This window comes from Streptomyces sp. NPDC059534 (genome assembly GCF_042743475.1).
GTDB lineage: Bacteria > Actinomycetota > Actinomycetes > Streptomycetales > Streptomycetaceae > Streptomyces.
Genome location: NZ_JBHWAQ010000005.1, coordinates 101,299 through 116,165, shown reverse-complemented (window position 1 = coordinate 116,165; position 14,867 = coordinate 101,299). Strand labels below are relative to the sequence as shown.

The 14,867-nt window shown below is 63.0% G+C and carries 14 protein-coding genes; 9 read left to right on the top strand and 5 right to left on the bottom strand.

The features are described 5' to 3' along the window. Positions 1-62 precede the first annotated feature (62 nt). The 6 genes from ACFVZH_RS08165 to ACFVZH_RS08140 all read left to right on the top strand — a co-directional run bounded on the left by ACFVZH_RS08165 (position 63) and on the right by ACFVZH_RS08140 (position 8,038). Entirely contained in the window at positions 63-3,578 is a 3,516-nt protein-coding gene (locus ACFVZH_RS08165; RefSeq protein ID WP_384894492.1) for a phage tail tape measure protein, read from the top strand. Further along, positions 3,578-6,004 carry a LamG-like jellyroll fold domain-containing protein gene (locus tag ACFVZH_RS08160; RefSeq protein ID WP_384894490.1) on the top strand — a complete coding sequence of 809 codons (2,427 nt, stop codon included), beginning with the start codon at positions 3,578-3,580 and terminating at the stop codon, positions 6,002-6,004. The genes ACFVZH_RS08165 and ACFVZH_RS08160 overlap by 1 nt, the downstream gene beginning before the upstream one ends. Positions 6,005-6,083: 79 nt before the next feature. Continuing rightward, on the top strand, positions 6,084-6,626 hold the full coding sequence (locus ACFVZH_RS08155; RefSeq protein ID WP_384894488.1) for a hypothetical protein: 543 nt from the start codon (positions 6,084-6,086) through the stop codon (positions 6,624-6,626). Between the two features lie 15 nt (positions 6,627-6,641). Further along, on the top strand, positions 6,642-6,962 hold the full coding sequence (locus tag ACFVZH_RS08150) for a hypothetical protein (protein ID WP_384894486.1): 321 nt from the start codon (positions 6,642-6,644) through the stop codon (positions 6,960-6,962). Then, the gene (locus ACFVZH_RS08145) at positions 6,962-7,798 is read left to right on the top strand and encodes an N-acetylmuramoyl-L-alanine amidase (RefSeq protein ID WP_384894484.1); all 837 of its coding nucleotides are present in this window, start codon (positions 6,962-6,964) and stop codon (positions 7,796-7,798) included. The genes ACFVZH_RS08150 and ACFVZH_RS08145 overlap by 1 nt, the downstream gene beginning before the upstream one ends. Positions 7,799-7,807: 9 nt before the next feature. After that, the gene (locus ACFVZH_RS08140; protein ID WP_384894482.1) at positions 7,808-8,038 is read left to right on the top strand and encodes a hypothetical protein; all 231 of its coding nucleotides are present in this window, start codon (positions 7,808-7,810) and stop codon (positions 8,036-8,038) included. Between the two features lie 53 nt (positions 8,039-8,091). On the opposite strand, the gene ACFVZH_RS08135 is transcribed toward ACFVZH_RS08140, so the two are convergent. Together ACFVZH_RS08135 and ACFVZH_RS08130 are read right to left on the bottom strand one after the other, a co-directional pair. Next, positions 8,092-8,673, bottom strand: a complete 582-nt coding sequence (locus ACFVZH_RS08135; RefSeq protein WP_384894480.1) for a hypothetical protein — start codon at positions 8,671-8,673, stop codon at positions 8,092-8,094. 301 nt (positions 8,674-8,974) lie between these two features. Beyond that, complete coding sequence (locus tag ACFVZH_RS08130; protein WP_384894478.1) at positions 8,975-10,327, bottom strand: hypothetical protein; 1,353 nt, start codon at positions 10,325-10,327, stop codon at positions 8,975-8,977. A gap of 116 nt (positions 10,328-10,443) precedes the next feature. On the opposite strand from ACFVZH_RS08130, the gene ACFVZH_RS08125 reads away from it, so the two are divergent. The 3 genes from ACFVZH_RS08125 (at position 10,444) to ACFVZH_RS08115 (ending at position 12,493) form a co-directional block, all read left to right on the top strand. Beyond that, positions 10,444-10,791 carry a hypothetical protein gene (locus ACFVZH_RS08125; protein WP_384894476.1) on the top strand — a complete coding sequence of 116 codons (348 nt, stop codon included), beginning with the start codon at positions 10,444-10,446 and terminating at the stop codon, positions 10,789-10,791. Positions 10,792-11,023: 232 nt separating this feature from the next. Beyond that, the gene (locus tag ACFVZH_RS08120; RefSeq protein ID WP_384894474.1) at positions 11,024-11,251 is read left to right on the top strand and encodes a hypothetical protein; all 228 of its coding nucleotides are present in this window, start codon (positions 11,024-11,026) and stop codon (positions 11,249-11,251) included. Between the two features lie 474 nt (positions 11,252-11,725). Next, entirely contained in the window at positions 11,726-12,493 is a 768-nt protein-coding gene (locus ACFVZH_RS08115) for a hypothetical protein (RefSeq protein ID WP_384894473.1), read from the top strand. A 41-nt stretch (positions 12,494-12,534) separates the two neighbouring features. Here the strand turns inward: ACFVZH_RS08115 and ACFVZH_RS08110 are convergent, their stop codons facing one another. The 3 genes from ACFVZH_RS08110 to ACFVZH_RS08100 form a co-directional block, all read right to left on the bottom strand. Next, positions 12,535-12,897, bottom strand: coding sequence for a hypothetical protein (locus ACFVZH_RS08110; RefSeq protein WP_384894471.1), 363 nt, complete (start codon positions 12,895-12,897; stop codon positions 12,535-12,537). 171 nt (positions 12,898-13,068) lie between these two features. After that, the gene (locus ACFVZH_RS08105) at positions 13,069-13,254 is read right to left on the bottom strand and encodes a hypothetical protein (protein ID WP_384894469.1); all 186 of its coding nucleotides are present in this window, start codon (positions 13,252-13,254) and stop codon (positions 13,069-13,071) included. Positions 13,255-13,411: 157 nt separating this feature from the next. Continuing rightward, positions 13,412-13,714, bottom strand: coding sequence for a hypothetical protein (locus ACFVZH_RS08100; protein WP_384894467.1), 303 nt, complete (start codon positions 13,712-13,714; stop codon positions 13,412-13,414). Positions 13,715-14,867 lie beyond the last annotated feature (1,153 nt).

Genomic DNA, 14,867 nt, shown 5'->3' with positions numbered 1-14,867 from the left:
GAGTACCGCGCTTTCTGTAACTACATGAACGAATACAACTCTAGCCGGGGGGAGTCTTTGTAATGGCGGATCAGAGAACGCTTCGCGTCGTCATTGTCGGAAACTCGTCCCAGGCTCAGCAGGCTCTTCGGGATCTCGGCGACGAAGCCGAGGGGGCGGGCGGCCAGGTCGACGACATGGGCGGGCGTTTCGCGGGCCTTAAGGCTGGCCTTGCGGGCATGGGTGCGGCCGTCCTGGCCGCGCTCCCCGTGGCCGCGCTTGTGGGCTTCGCGAAGGGCCTGGAGCAGATCGGCCAGGAAGCCAAGTTGGCTGCGCAGATGGGCCTTTCAGGGGCCGACGCGAAGGCCGCGGGCGACCTGGCCGGCCAGCTCTACGCGGACGGCTTCGGGGACTCGGTGGCGGGCTCGGGTGACGCCGTGCGCCGCGTGTCGCAGGACCTTGAAATAGCGATCAACAGCGTGGACTTCAAGCCCATCACGTCGAAGGTTCTCACCCTCGCCGAGACCTTTGATCAGGACCTCGGAGCCGTCACCCGAGGCGTTTCCCAGCTTATGCGTACGGGCCTCGCCCGGAACGCGAAGGAAGCTCTCGACATCGTGGCGGCGGGTTTCGTGAGGGGTGCCGACAAGTCGGAAGACTTTTTGGACACGCTGAACGAGTATGGCACGCAGTTCCGAAACATGGGTTTCTCGGGCGCTCAGGCTACCGGCTTTATGGTTCAGGGCCTTCGGGCTGGCGCGCGTGACGCCGACATTGTGGCGGATACCGTCAAGGAATTCTCGATCGAGGCCGTTAAGGGTGCCGATGGCATCAAGAAGGGTTTCGGTCGACTGGACCTTGACGCCAACAAGATGGTTGCCGCGCTGGGCGCGGGAGGTAAGCAGGCTGCCCAGGCACTCGATACGACTTTGGACAAGCTTCGGGCCGTCGAGGATCCCGTTAAGCGCAACTCGATTGCGTTCGATCTCTTCGGATCGAAGAGCGAGGATCTCGGAAACGCGCTTTACGCGCTCGACCCGAGTACTGCCGTTCAGGCCCTCGGACAGGTAGAGGGTGCCGCGTCGCGGATGTCTGACACGCTGCACAACAACGCTGCGGCGAAGGTCGAACAGTTTAAACGGCGTCTCGAAGTCGGTTTCACGACGGCTTTCGCGTCCCTGATCACTGCCGGCCAGGGCGCCATTCAGCGTCTCGCCCCGGTCTTCGGGCAGATACAGGCGGCCATCGGCCCCCTTGTCTCGACGGTTCAGGCTCAGCTCGGGCCCGCGCTCGCGCAGGGCATCGCGGCCGTAGTGCCGACCTTTATGCACCTGGGCCAGGTTCTCAGCACAACACTTCTCCCGCTCTTCCGCGATCTTCTGGGGATCGTGGCACCTGTCTTCGGGACGATCGTTTCCGTTGTGACGGGAAGCGTTCTTCCAGCCCTTATGGGTCTTGTGAATGCGGTGCTTCCGCACTTCCAAAGGTTCGTGAACTTCCTTCGGTCGGACATCGTTCCTGTTCTACAAGGGATGTTCACCCAGGCTCAGCCTGTGCTTCAGCGGTTCGGTGCGGTCTTTACGACCGTTATGGAGGCGATCGGCGTTGCCGTTGACGTCCTCGCGCCGATCCTCGCGCTCCTGTGGAAGTTTATTGGGCCGGTCGTCATATCCACCCTTCAGGGCCTCTGGTCCGGAATCGTGAACGTGATCAGCGGCGCTCTTTCGGTTATCCAAGGTGTTGCCAACATCTTCATTGGCCTGTTTACCGGAAACTGGTCGAAGGCATGGAATGGCGTCAAGCAGATCTTCTCGGGTATCTGGGATCTGATCGTCGGAGCTTTTCAGATCTTCATCTTCGGCCGCATCTTTGGACTGCTCCGCGGTGGCCTCTCGAAGATTACTTCCCTGTGGTCTTCCGGCTGGAACGGCATCAAGTCTGCCTTTACGGCCGTTGTGAATTTCATCAAGGGCGGCGTGTCCGGATGGGTGAACGGCATCCGTTCCGTGATCTCTGGCGGAATCACCTTCATCAAGAACATTTGGAACCTCGGCTGGAACGGCATCAAGCAAACGATTGTCGTGAACAGTCGCGGAATCCTCATGGTCGTGAAGGACATTCCGTCGAAAATCTCGGGATTCTTCAAGGGTCTTCCCGGCACGCTTCTGAATATCGGTCGGGACATAATCAGCGGTCTTGTTCGCGGTATTAAGGGCTCTCTGGGGGCGGTCATGGGTGCCGCTCAGGCGATCATCGACAAGATCCCTGGCCCGATCAAGAAGGCCCTCGGGATTCATTCGCCTTCGCGCGTCATGGCGGAAATCGGAAAGTTCGTTGTCGAAGGTCTCGTAGTCGGCATCAACGGCGGTTCAAAGAAGCTGAGCGACACGATTGCGAGGCTGAATGCCCTCCTGAAGGCCGGCATCGGCGCGAACAACGCGGCGGAGCTGAAGAAGGGGAACGCGGCCCTCGAAAAGAACGCGGAGGCTCGACGGAAGATCCTTCGCAGGATCGAGGACGCCGAGTTGAGGCTTCGAAAGAAGGGTCTCACCGCTACTCAGAAGAAGCGCATTCGAGAAGACATCGCTTCGGATCGGCGGAAGCTGAAGGGCCTTGACGCCGAGAAGAGGGAGATCCAGGCCGAGGCCGCTCGGCTTCAGCGACTCAAGAAGAACGGCCCCGCCATTCTCAAGCTGGTGGGTTCGTATAACTCCAAGTTGAAGAATCTGGCAGCACAGCGTGACAAGGTCCATTCGCAGCTTGCTGCGGCTCAGGCGAAGCTGACGGATCTCAACAAGGCTAAGGCCGAGATGGCTTCATCTGTTTCGCAGAAGGCCAGGGATTCGGCCAGCTTTATGGGGGCCTTCGACTCTTCGGAGTACGGAGACAACTCGGCGAACGCGATCCTTGCTCGACTGAAGGGCAAGCTGAAGGGAATCATTGATTTCCAGAACAACCTTCAGATTCTGGCGAAGCGCGGTCTCGGCGCGGGCATTATCAACGAGATGGCCCAGGCCGGCCCCGAAGAGGGCGGCCAGATGGCCCAGGCCCTCCTTAACGCTGGCGGCGGCGAGATCAAGGAACTGAACTCCACCTACGGAGCAATCGGTTCCGAGGCGGGGAAGCTCGGGAGTGTAGTTGCGGGTAACTACTACGACGCTGGCATTCGTGCCACCGAGGGCTTGATCAAGGGTCTGAAGGTAAAGGAAAGCCTCCTCACCCTTGCCATCAACCAGATGGCAAAGCAGATGGTCCGGGACCTGAAGAAGGCGTTGGGGATCAAGTCGCCTAGCCGCGTCTTCAAGGTGCTGGGCGCGTTCACCTCTGAGGGCTTCGAGCATGGTATTAGGTCGGGCCAGGGTGACGTTCAGAAGGCCGTGAACGAATTGGCTGGCACGCGTCCCACGGGGCGGCTTGCTAACAGGTCTATAGCCCATGGAAAGGCGATGCAGACTCTTGGGCAGTCGGCCCCGAACGTCTACGTGACGGTTCAGGGGAACGTGACTTCCGAGAGGGCGCTAGCCAAGTCGATTGCCGGAACTGTTCGAGACGAGATCGTTCGCAGCGGAAAGCGGAACGGGGGAAGGACGGGTTTCTAGTGCAGATCCCGAAGGTCACTGTGGAGGTTGCTTTTGATGGTGGCCCCTTCTCTAAAGCGTATACGTGGACCGATATCAGCGGGTACGTGAGAGGGTTTCAGGTTCGGCGAGGACGCAATAGCGAACTCGACCGCATCGAAGCTGGAACCCTCTCCCTCTCTCTCGACAACTCAGACGGCCGCTTCACCCCCGGGAAGGCGGGGCGGCCGTACTACCCGAACGTGACGCCCCGCCGCCGCGTTCGGATCCGCACGTCCAACATGGCTCCGAAGGACGTCAGTACGGGCGGCGACGCCAGCCGTAGCGGCAGCTCCTTCAGGTCCGATCACATCGGGGGCGTCTATCACTCCTGGGCCACAGTGCCGAAGTCCGGAGCGGGATCCATCCGTGTGCAGATGGCCAACAACGGCGTCTTCCCGTTCGCAAGTAGCGTCCTATGCGGCCGATTTGGCGAGCGATGGCAGCCGGCAGGGGTGACGCGCGTCGCGGGGGGACGTACGTACTCGGCGACTGCTCAGGTTCGGCTTGAGGCTGGTTCCCCGAACGTGTCCCTGGCCGCCCGCATCGTTTGGTACGACCACACCGGCACGTCCTACGGGTCGAGCGCCCGAGGGGCCTCCGTGGCGCCGAGCGCGGCCGGGTGGTCGGGACTGCCGAAGGTCACTGCCACGGCTCCGCCGGAGGCGGTCTGGGCCGCGATCGAAGTCGGCTCTCAGGAGGGCGGCGACAACTTCGGCGTGTTCTACGTCGATGAGGTGCAGCTCGAAGAGGGCGGCACGGTGGGCGAGTGGCTCCCCGGAGGGTCGATCTTCCACGGCTACGTGGAGAAGTGGACTGTGACGAGCGAAGGACTCACGGCCTCGGCGGACGTGTCCGCCGTTGACGGCTTCGGCGTACTTGCAAGCACCGAGCTTCGTACCGCGACTCAAGAGCAAATCCTCACTACAGGCCCCCTTGGGTACTGGCCTCTGGGCGAGCCGGAGGGCTCTACGCGACTAGCGAATGTGGCCGTCGAACAGCAGCCGGCGCGGCTGTCCACCTCGAAGTACGGCGGGGGCACCCCTCGCCTGGGTGCGGATTCGCTAGTCCGAAACGATCCTGCGACCAGTTACAGCCTGGCGAACGTGGCAGCAAATCAGGGCACGGTCGTGGATATCTGCGAGAACGGGGCCCGAGTGTTTCCGTTCTCCAGCGATATCACCGTGGCGTTCTGGTGCCATCCCGTGTACCCGTCTTCAGGGCAGATGGCGACCCTGTTCCGGTCTTGGGACGAGAACGGGGCGGATCACTTGAAGATTCAGATAAATTCGACGGGAAAGCTCGTTGTCGCGATTCGGATCAACGACGTCTCTCACACGATGACTTCGACCAAGTCCGTTTCCTCTTCGAAGCCGACCTTCATTACCGTGACTCACGGGTGGGGTGCACTTAACGCCTATTTTGATGGTCAGGTCGAGGCGAGCATGGTCCTCCCGTATCAGGAGTGGTTCACGCTTCGCGATATGCGTTGGGCTTCACTCGGCGGGGCCCAGGCCGGTTCCCTATATCAAGAGTATGCGAACGGACGCTATGGCCACCTCGCTATTTGGAACTGGGACATCGGTGCCCTAAACATTGACGACATCTGGAGGATCGCCGATTACGGCGGCCTGGACTTCGTGGAGAGCGAGAACTCTCGTCTTGCGCGAATCGCGCTTATGGCAGAGTACTTCGGTGAATCCGCGTTCGACGAAGGGGCAAGCCTCGTTCAGGGTCCCTCATGGAGTCCCGGAACGAAGGCCCTGGACGAGATTCAGGCGACCGCGGAGGATGCTTCCGGATACTCGTTCATGGATGGCGACGGAAGACTGACCTATCACAACCGGACGCGCAGACAGGGTGCCGGAGTGCGCTTCGAACTGGGCGACTCTCTCGGCCTTCCATACGAACCAGGCTTGACGTTCGAGATGGACGAAGACCGCCTGATCAACGAAGTCCCGTATAAGCGGCCGAACGGTGCTGAAGGTGTTGTGAAGGATGCGGTTTCGGCGGCGGCCTTCGGGCGAAAGTCGAAGAGTATCGAGCTGCGGGTTTCCTCGGATGCGGCTATCCAGGACGCGGCATACGTTCTGGTGAGTCAGTATTCACAGCCGATCGTCCGATGTGATTCTGTGACACTGAAGGCGTCTGCGACTCCGGGGCTCTTCCTCGTCGCCCTGGGCGTGGAGATCGGAGACCGCGTCAGACTCTCCGACCTGCCGAGTCAGGCGCCGGAGGTTGCCCTTGATTTCTTCATCGAGGCGATTCAGACGGATGTTTCCGTGAACGGCGGAACGCTGGAATGGGAAACGACTCTTGCCCTGTCGCCGGCTGGTCCGTCGGACGTCTGGATCCTCGAAGATTCCGCGCTTGGCCTACTTGATCAGACGACGATCCTTGCTTACTAGCTGACCCGTTTACACGCTCTCAGGGGCGGCCCTTTTGGCCGCCCCTTTGTTGTTCCCTCACTCCTGGAGTTCCGCCGCCATGGCAGCCGTCCCCACTACGCAGCAATTCTTCGCGGGCGAGAAGGTCACGGCGTCAAAGCTGACCGCAGCAACGAAGACGCCCATTGATTTCCTCATGAATCCGCCGCGCGCGAACGTCTATCCGGCTAACCCTGCGCCTGTTCCTACCGGATCAAGCGTTCTGATTCCCTTCGACGGCGAGCAGTGGGACACCGATTCCATGCACTCGACGACGGTCAACCCGAGCCGGATCACCATTAACACTTCCGGGCAGTACCTCGTTTCGATCTACGCCCGATACCCGGTTCACGCTACCGGCTACCGCCAGCTGAACCTTCGCCTGAATTCAGGTGGTAGCTCGTCCGCAGGAAGCACTCTGACGACGATCAACGTTGCTGCGGTCGCTGGAACGTCGACGTTCATCACTCGGACTTTCGAGCTGTCATGTACCGCCGGTGATCACTACGAACTTTTCACCCTTCAGACCAGTGGCACAACGCTGAACCTGGATATCGGCCAGCGTGTTACCGGCATGGAATTCCGTTGGCTGAGCACCACCTAGAACCGGAAAGACCCGATGGACATCCTCAGCATTTCCGGTTGGGCGTTTGGAGCCCTGGCAGCCGTGGGAGCCCTGGCAGCCGGATACGTTCGCGTCCGCTCCTCCGTCGATAACCAGACAGCGGAGATCTGGAAGGGCGAAGCCGAAGCGCAGAAAGCGCGAGCCGATCGACTCGAAGCGCAGCTAGACGAACTGAGCGGGCGTGTCGCCCGTCTCGAAGCCGAGAATCGGCACCTTTCTGAACTGGTTACCGGACAAGCCGCGATTGCAGAGCTTCGCTCTCTCATGGTCACCCAACACCAGGAACTTACTTCTCTTATCTCGGAGGCTCACTAATGGATTTCGTTCAGGCACGCTGGTTCGGCCCTGGCCGTACTGTTCCCATCCGCGTAATCGTCGTTCACGACATGGAGGCCCCCGAGGGCCCGAAGACTGCCGAGAACGTGGCGCGCTGGTTCTCGACCCTGCCCGCGTCCTCGAAGGCTTCGGCTCACGTCTGCGTCGACAACGACAGTGCGGTTCGCTGCGTCGCCGATGGCGACCGGGCTTGGCACGCTCCGGGCGCCAACTCTGACGGCCTGGGCATCGAGCTTGCCGGGTACGCGCGTCAGTCGCGCGCCGAGTGGCTGGACCAGTATTCGAAGGGCGTCCTGGAGCAGGCCGCGCGTGTCGTGGCCGGCTGGTGCGAGAAGCACAAGGTTCCGGCGGTCAAGCTCACCGCGGCCGAGCTGAAGGCTGGTAAGCGCGGCATCGTCGGTCACCGTGACGTTTCGGCGGCCTACGGCCAGACTGACCACTCCGACCCGGGCCCCAACTTCCCCTGGGATTACTTCCTGGCGCGTGTAAACGCGCAGCTGTCGCCGAAGCCCGTCGAGCCTACGAAGCCGACCTCGAAGCCTGCTCCGCCGAACTACGTCGCTCCCTCGTTCCCGAAGGGGCTGAAGCCGAACGCTTCGGCGCCCTCGGCGCGGACTCTTCAGCGTGCGCTGAAGGCGGCCGGCTTCATGAACAAGTCCGTCCCGGAGGCGGACAGCTATGGCCCGAAGACTCAGGAGTCGGTGGGCCTGTTCCTCCGGAAGTACCCGCAGTACGCGGCAAAGGGTTCGACCTGGGATGTGGCCATCGGCCCGAAGGGCTGGGTCGCCCTCTTCTCTCTCGCCTACAACAAGTAAGGAAAACGCATGAACCTCTTCAAGGCTCATCCGGCCCGCGTGTACTCCCTCGCGGTCGCCGTCCTGGCCCTGGTCGCCGCGTACGGCGTCGAGCTACCGAAGGCCGAGCTTCTCGGTCTGGCCGCCGCCGTCCTCGGCCTCGCTGGTGGTGAGGCCGTTCAGCGCGTCGAGGACGCAAAGACCCGTGACGCCATGCTGACCCCTGGCGTCCCGCATGTGGACCTGGCGGACAAGGGCTAGCTCCCGGCATGCCAAACCCCCGCACCCTTCTGGGTGCGGGGGCCTTTTTGCGTTCAGGGCTTTTGGGTAGCTTCCGGAAACGGAATGCACAGCCTGATGAACGTAGGTTGCATCGCTTCGTCACGCTGCCATTGCCGACAGTTTGCTGGTGTGGCGTCCTTTTCCTGCGGGCCGCTGACTGCCGGACCACTGTGAACGCCCTTATCTAGGTCCGCCGCATTGTTTCCCCATAGACCCGCCAGAACACCGCCCCCGGTAACCATGACGGTTGCAATAAGGGGCGCAAGTCGCGCTAGCACCTTTTTTTGGAATGGGCCAGGCTCATCCACCTTGACTGGCGTCTGAGTCAATAGTGCCGTACGTAGTTGCACATCGCGCCGTGGACCGTCAACAAGTAGCGTATACGTGACCTTTGCCTTTTGTGGAATTAGCGCGGGACCGATATGCAATTTTCCGGGATCGGCGGCACTGATCCCAGCCGTGGCGCCATTAGAGGTGGACGGCTCATACTGAACGCCTAGAACAGAAATGATCTCTGTGCCGAAGTCGAATACCAGCGATTCGCCGTTCCCGGTACTGAAGTGGGAAGCCTCAACGTCTCTTCTGCCCACGTTCCTGATCGTCAGTTCGACCACGCGGGGGCGGCTTACAGTCGCGCCCATGTGAGTGACGCCGATACTGCTGCTGTGCTGCTGAAGTAGCGAGACGTTCCGCGTTTGCTTCCACTTGAGGCCCCGGCGAGGCTTAGCCACGTATAGGCCAACCCATACGGCAGCGACAATGGCTGCGACGCCGATTACACCCGTGATGACCGCTGTCCAAAAGTCATCGGACCCTACGTACCCTGCCAGTTCCAATCCTGCCCCCTCGCGAACGTGACACGTAGGCAGGATCGTACCGGCGGGAGCGATGCTGCTCCCGGCTACCTGCCTAGCACTAGGCTGCGGCCTTCGACTTGGCTACCTCGCGTGCCCGTTCGGCTAGGTCGCGCGCGTGACCGTTCTTCAGGTGGGGCGCCAGCCGGCGACGCATGATGTCGAAGTGCTCATCAGCGCGGGAAGAGCTGAGCTGCTCGTAGTCGTCGAGGAAGTTGCCCCAGGTCTGGCACGCGGCTTCAAGGTGTCCTAGCTCTAGCTGACGCTGCCCGAGGAGGCCGTTCGCGTGCGCGCGGCCCTGCTTTTCGACGGGGGGCCGCACACGGTTGCTGTCCTGCATGGCCTTCACTGAGCTGGCGATGTCGCCGAGTGCGTACGTCACGCTCGACACATGGAAGAAGTACGCGGACAGGTCGTAGCCTCCGACGGCGTCTTTGCGGTTGTCGGCCTTCGAGAGGGCGGCCTCGGTCTCGCGGAGCCGTGTAAACGCCTGGGCGCGGTCGCCCACTAGGGCGGCGCCGTGTGCTTGCTGTCCGCGAAGGAAGGCGACCAGTCGCGGGCCTGAAGAAGGGGCTGCCTCGGCGGCGGAGTCCGCGAGTTCGAGGGCCTTCCGTGCGTGCTTCAGATTGGCCGCCTGGAGCGCCATGCCGCGCAGTGTCCGGCAGTACGTGACGTGGTCTTCGGCGGCGCCGGCCAGCTTAAGGGCTTGGAGGTAGTAGCGCTGCCCTAGGCCGTGGTCGCGCTCATACATCGCCATCCAGCCTGTGAGATAGGTCAAGTCCGAGGCGGCGGACAGCATGTCCCGTCTTACCGCCTCGGCTCCCGATGCGCGTAGGTAAGGGGCGACCGTGTTGGTCAGGAAGGCGGCGCTCATCGGTCGTGCGTGCGCTCCGCCGAGTTCGTCGAGGATGTCGGCGATGCGGTCCGTCATGACTCTGACCATGGCCACGTCGCCCGCTCCGATCCGTGTCGTGCGTCCCGTCGCCGAGGACTCTTCCCGGTCGACTAGCTCGCGGAAGGCTGGAATGGGGAGCGCGGCACTGTAGAGGCTTGCCTGAAGGAACCTGCGGCGCTGGGGGTCCATGTCTGCCCTTCCGATAGAGACAAGTCCCTCCGCAGTGTCCCCCGTCAGGAAGTCCGGAACGCCCGAATCAGCCATCGGGGCTTCGAAGCCTGCTTCTTCGCTGGTCACTGGGCGCCCGAGCCTTCGCGACAGGGCTTCGAGGATGGCCGGCCGCGACGACGGTCGCGGCATGTGCCCCGCGAGCCACTTGCTCACGTTGTGCTTCGTGAACGTAGCCGACAGTTCCGCTTCACCTGCGGCGCGTGTAAACGCATTGGCGGCCTGGGGTTGCGTCCAGTCGGCTTCGGCAAGCAGTCCGGCAAGTGCCAAGTTTGGCTGACGGTCGCTCATGGACTCCTCCGGCACGGTTCGGGTTTCTACTCTTTCTACTTTCTCCCCTTCAACGACGGTACCCGGCAGGCGTGTTCCTGCGGTTGCGTAGAGGCAACGTCAGCGAGGGGAGAATCATGGACACGGTTTCGGTACGCGTACCGATCGAGCATGGGCGGGCGCCCGAGGAGCCGCCGATCGAGCGCAGGATTCGCGCGAGACACTGGGAGCTTCTTACCCCGGGAACGCGCCCCGTGCTCCTGGCCGTGAGGGATGGCCTTCAGCGCCAGCTCGACGAGGGGCCGCTCGCGGCCCCGCCCTGGGCGGCCGATCTCTTGCTGGAGCCCGTCCCCGTCGAGGGGTGCATGATCTGTGCCAGCTTCGCCCGAGTCCGGCTGGCCTCCCAGGGAGTCACCCGGCAGAACATGAATGACCAGATCGGCAACCACCCGCACCGCCGAGCGGCGGACTGGCGGCGGCCGTGAGCGAGCGCCGGGAAGGGGCTATGCCCGAGTGGGAGCCGCGTAAGGGGCTCTTCGCGGTCGACTTGGCCGGCCGCCTAGGTGTCGTAACTGATCGCCAGTTCGGCTCAGTCTTCTACCTGCGTCCGCCCGGTGGGGGCCGCGAGTGGGAGAGCACCGCGGATCAGCTCAGGGCGCCGACCGAGGCGGAGCTTCGAGCCGCGCGAGTGCTGTCGACGCCGGTTGGTACCGCGTGATGGCGACCAGGGTTTTCGGTTTCGTGGACCACGTCATCACGCAGCACCCGGACGGGGAGCGGACCCTAACGCTGCGCTGCATCCACCCGGACTGTCGTTGGACGGTCGCGCCTACGGCGGATGTCGACCGGGCCCAGGGCGACGCGATCAAGCACACGGCAGCCACGGGGCACGCGCTCTTCGCGCGGACCGCCGAGGACATGGCCGTAGTGGTGAGGCAGGCGTGAAGAACCGGTGGGCCTGGGAGCGCATCGTGTGGGCCCTCGGCGCCTTCGCTGTGTACGGCCTGTTCGGCTGGGCCCTTGTTGTCGCCGCGACGGGCGGCGCCCGGTGACCCCCTGAGACTTCCTGCCCCTGCCCGGTCGGCCGGGCAGGGGCAGGTAAGGCCCCGTCCCGAACGCGTTGCTTTGGACGGCTCACACGTTCGGGACGGGTCGCAAGTGCACGACAGCCGTGGGACAGGCCCTCGGCCGCACCCTGAGAGAGGCGAAAGCCGTGACGCTCAAGGACGCACTCACCCGTAAGGCTACCCCCCGGGGTGGCGACGACGACAACGGCGGACACGGGTCCGACAACACCGATATCGAGGGAGGCGACGGCAACGGCGGTAGCGGCTCCCCCGGCCACTGACCTACCGCTCATCCCCAACGGGAGCCCCTCGGCGTAGGCCGGGGGGCTCCCCTTCCCGTTAGGTTCGAACCATGCACCTCCTGGTTGTTGACTGGGACTTCTTCTTTCCAACACCGACGGCCGGCGCCCCCGTTGGGGAGGACGCGCGGCTGTACGCGTGGCCGGTTGCCGAGGATGCGATGCATGTCGAGGCGATCTGGCTCCGGCGCATCCGCGCCTTCCTTGCGGCGGAGGTGCCGTTGCCGTTCTGTCAGGGGTTTGAAGGGTTCTGGGACCGGTTCCACATTGCTCCCGATGCGAGAGTGTTCTATGCCGACTCGAACGCGTGGGCGTCCCAGGTCTTTCCATCCAACATGGGCGGGGACGGACCTTGGGAGTCGGTCCACCTGTACGACGCGCACCATGATTGCGGCTACCAACCCAACCACCAGACTTTTGATGAGTGGAAGAAGACTGGTCCGATCAGTGCCGAGAACTGGCTTCTCGCGCACTACTGGAACGGCTCTCAGGTCTTCGTTCACTTCCCCCCATGGCGGGAGGCTTTGACGCGGCCGAGTGAGCGGCCCCTCATCCCTGTGAGCATGACCATCGACGACGGCCAGGCGCCGAAGGTGACCTTCGACGCGGTGTTCCTGTGCCGTTCCGGAGCATGGGTTCCCCCATGGTGTGACGCCCAGTTCTCGGCGTTCCTGGCGGCTTGTCCGGCGAAGGCGGTCGAGGTGCCCCAGAACCAGTGGACTCACCCTCGGCCGGACGTGCGGCGCATGGTCGAGCTGGAGGGGCGGTTGAAGGCGGGCCAGTCGGTCTCTGAAGTGAGTAGGGCCCGCGGGCCCGTGTAAACGCAGAAGGGGCGGCCCGTTCGGGCCGCCCCTTCATTGTCTCAATGGGTGTACTGCGCTTCGAACTCGCACAGAAGCTCGAAGGACTTGCGCCCGGTCTTGCGCGCTACGGTGAAGTGGCAGCGCTCCCCGTACTTGGCGAGGAAGTAAGCGTCGCGGGCCTGGCAGAACTTCCGGCCCTCTTCCTCCCGGACAGCTCGGACCGCTTCCCTCTTGGCCGCCTCGGTGGCCTTCACGCCGGCCTTCACGTCCCTTTGGGTCCACCCGGCGGCCTTAGCCGCGCAGGAGGTCCCGAAGTAGTGATCCTCGAAGTCGTTCCCGTCAGCGTCCAGCTCGATCATCTGGACCGTGCCCCGCAGTTCCGGCCTTCCGCACAGCTCACACTGGGTGATCTCGTCCGTCATGCCGCCAACTCGAAAGATCTTCATCGATGTTCCCCTCTTGAGTTTTCAAGCCTGCCCGGTCGGGCCGGCCTCTCGCTGACAAGGGGAAGGCTAGCATCGTTTAAACAAGATTCCAAATGACAGCTTGGAGGCGACGAAGAAGGGGCCGGTCTCCCGGCCCCTTCGGCTCCGCTAGCCGTTCCTGACGGTCTCGCAGATGATGCACACGCACTTCTCGTCATGCAGGAAGGTGCAGGTATCGCTGGCGGGGGAGTGCCCCTTGTCGAGGATGGTTCCGCAGAACTGACAGAAGCTCAGGCAGTCTTCCTCGAAGTAGGTCCAGTGGTGGATGTCCTTACGGAGCGAAACGCTCATCATGCTTCCCTTCCTTGCCCCGGATTCCGGGGTTTCTCTCGCTGACAAGGGAGAAGGTAGCACTGTGTAAACAGGATTCCAAATCATAGTTACAGATCGAGAGGAAAGGGCCGGTTGCCCGGCCCCGAGTGGTTCGAGTGTTGGCCCCACGGGCGCCCTGTCAGTCCTCGGTGAGGCCCTTCGAGTGCTCCCACTCGGCCACCTGCCACGCATCCACGCGGACGAGCGTCACGCCCCAGGACGCCTCCCCGTACGCGGCCCGCACGGCGCGGCCGGCCACGGCTGCAACGTCGAACAGGGTCGGCGTCCGCACGGTCATGGTCCATTCAGTCCAGCCGTCGGCCATGTGCGCCGTGGCGCCGTAGTCGACCAGATGGCCCGTCACAATGTCGAGGGCGGCACCTTCTTCGGCCAGGTTGCGCCCCTGGTGCCGCACTCGGACAACGGCCTGATAGTCGCGCATGGTTTAAACCTTCTTTCTCGCTGACACGGTGAAGGGGCCGGTTTCCCGGCCCCCAGGGGAGGTTACAGAACGCCGAACCTCTTTGCTACTGCTTCGTTGTTTCGCTGCCCCCTGTCGCCCGTATTCCGGCTGAGCCATTCCGTCGGGGACTCACGGTTCAGGGGGAAGCAGAGCCAGCCATGCGTTCGGCGCTCAACTCGGAAGCCTGCGGTTTCGATTGCCTTCGCGAGACCTTCGGGGGTCCGCTTCACCTTTGCCATCTTCTCGCCCTTCCTTGGCACTTCTCTCGCTGACGAGGAAGACGTTACTAGTATTTGGAATTCCTGTCTAGCTGCCCGGGTTGGGGTGTTGTTGCTGTTGTATTTCGTCTTTGCCTTACCCCACGCCTCGGGTGCCCTGAGTGGGCGGGAGCGGGTTGGACCCCCCCTTGAAGTAAGTAATAGGCCCCCCATTGCTGGAGGTTGCTCACTTCAAGAGGGGACCTGTGGAGTCGACTACGTACCTCGGTACGCCCGTCGGGGCTCTCGCTTTCAGGACCGGTATTGAGGGAATTAGCCTCACCGCAGGGCCGGGTGTGTGTAGCTAGCTCCGGGGGCCGCTCGCCCACCCCTTCCGCAGGGGTACCGGTCCGGGCCTGCCTTCACCCGATCTGTCTAGCTACTTCGGTATGCCGTTCCCTCGCGGGCTTCTCTACCTTCCGGTGGCTGAATCCGGAGTCGGCTTTTGGTGAGGCAGAGCCGTTCTCATACTGCCAACTGCCTGGACTCCCCTGGACGTTACTCCTGGGGCCGCAGGGCGGTTTCCTGGGGCCGCTCTCCCTTGGCATGTCGTCTCCCTGGGGTGCCACCCCCCGGGCCGTCCTACGCGGCCACGACCAACCTCGGTCGTGCCCGACGGACGTTACTAGCATTTGGTAGTGCCGAGCAAGCTATACAATGGTGATCAACGCCACACGTTTACACATCTTCCAAGTCATAGTTTCAGGGCGTGCGGCCAGGAGTGCCGGCCGCACGCCAGGGGAGGTGAAGCGCGCCCCCGTAGGGGGCCGTTCAGGGGGTTCGCGGGCGCAGAGAAGGCCCCCGCCGCAGCGGGGGCCTGTAGGGGCTCTCAGGGGCTCGACGGCCCTATCGGACCGGGTAGGCGCGCACGTCCC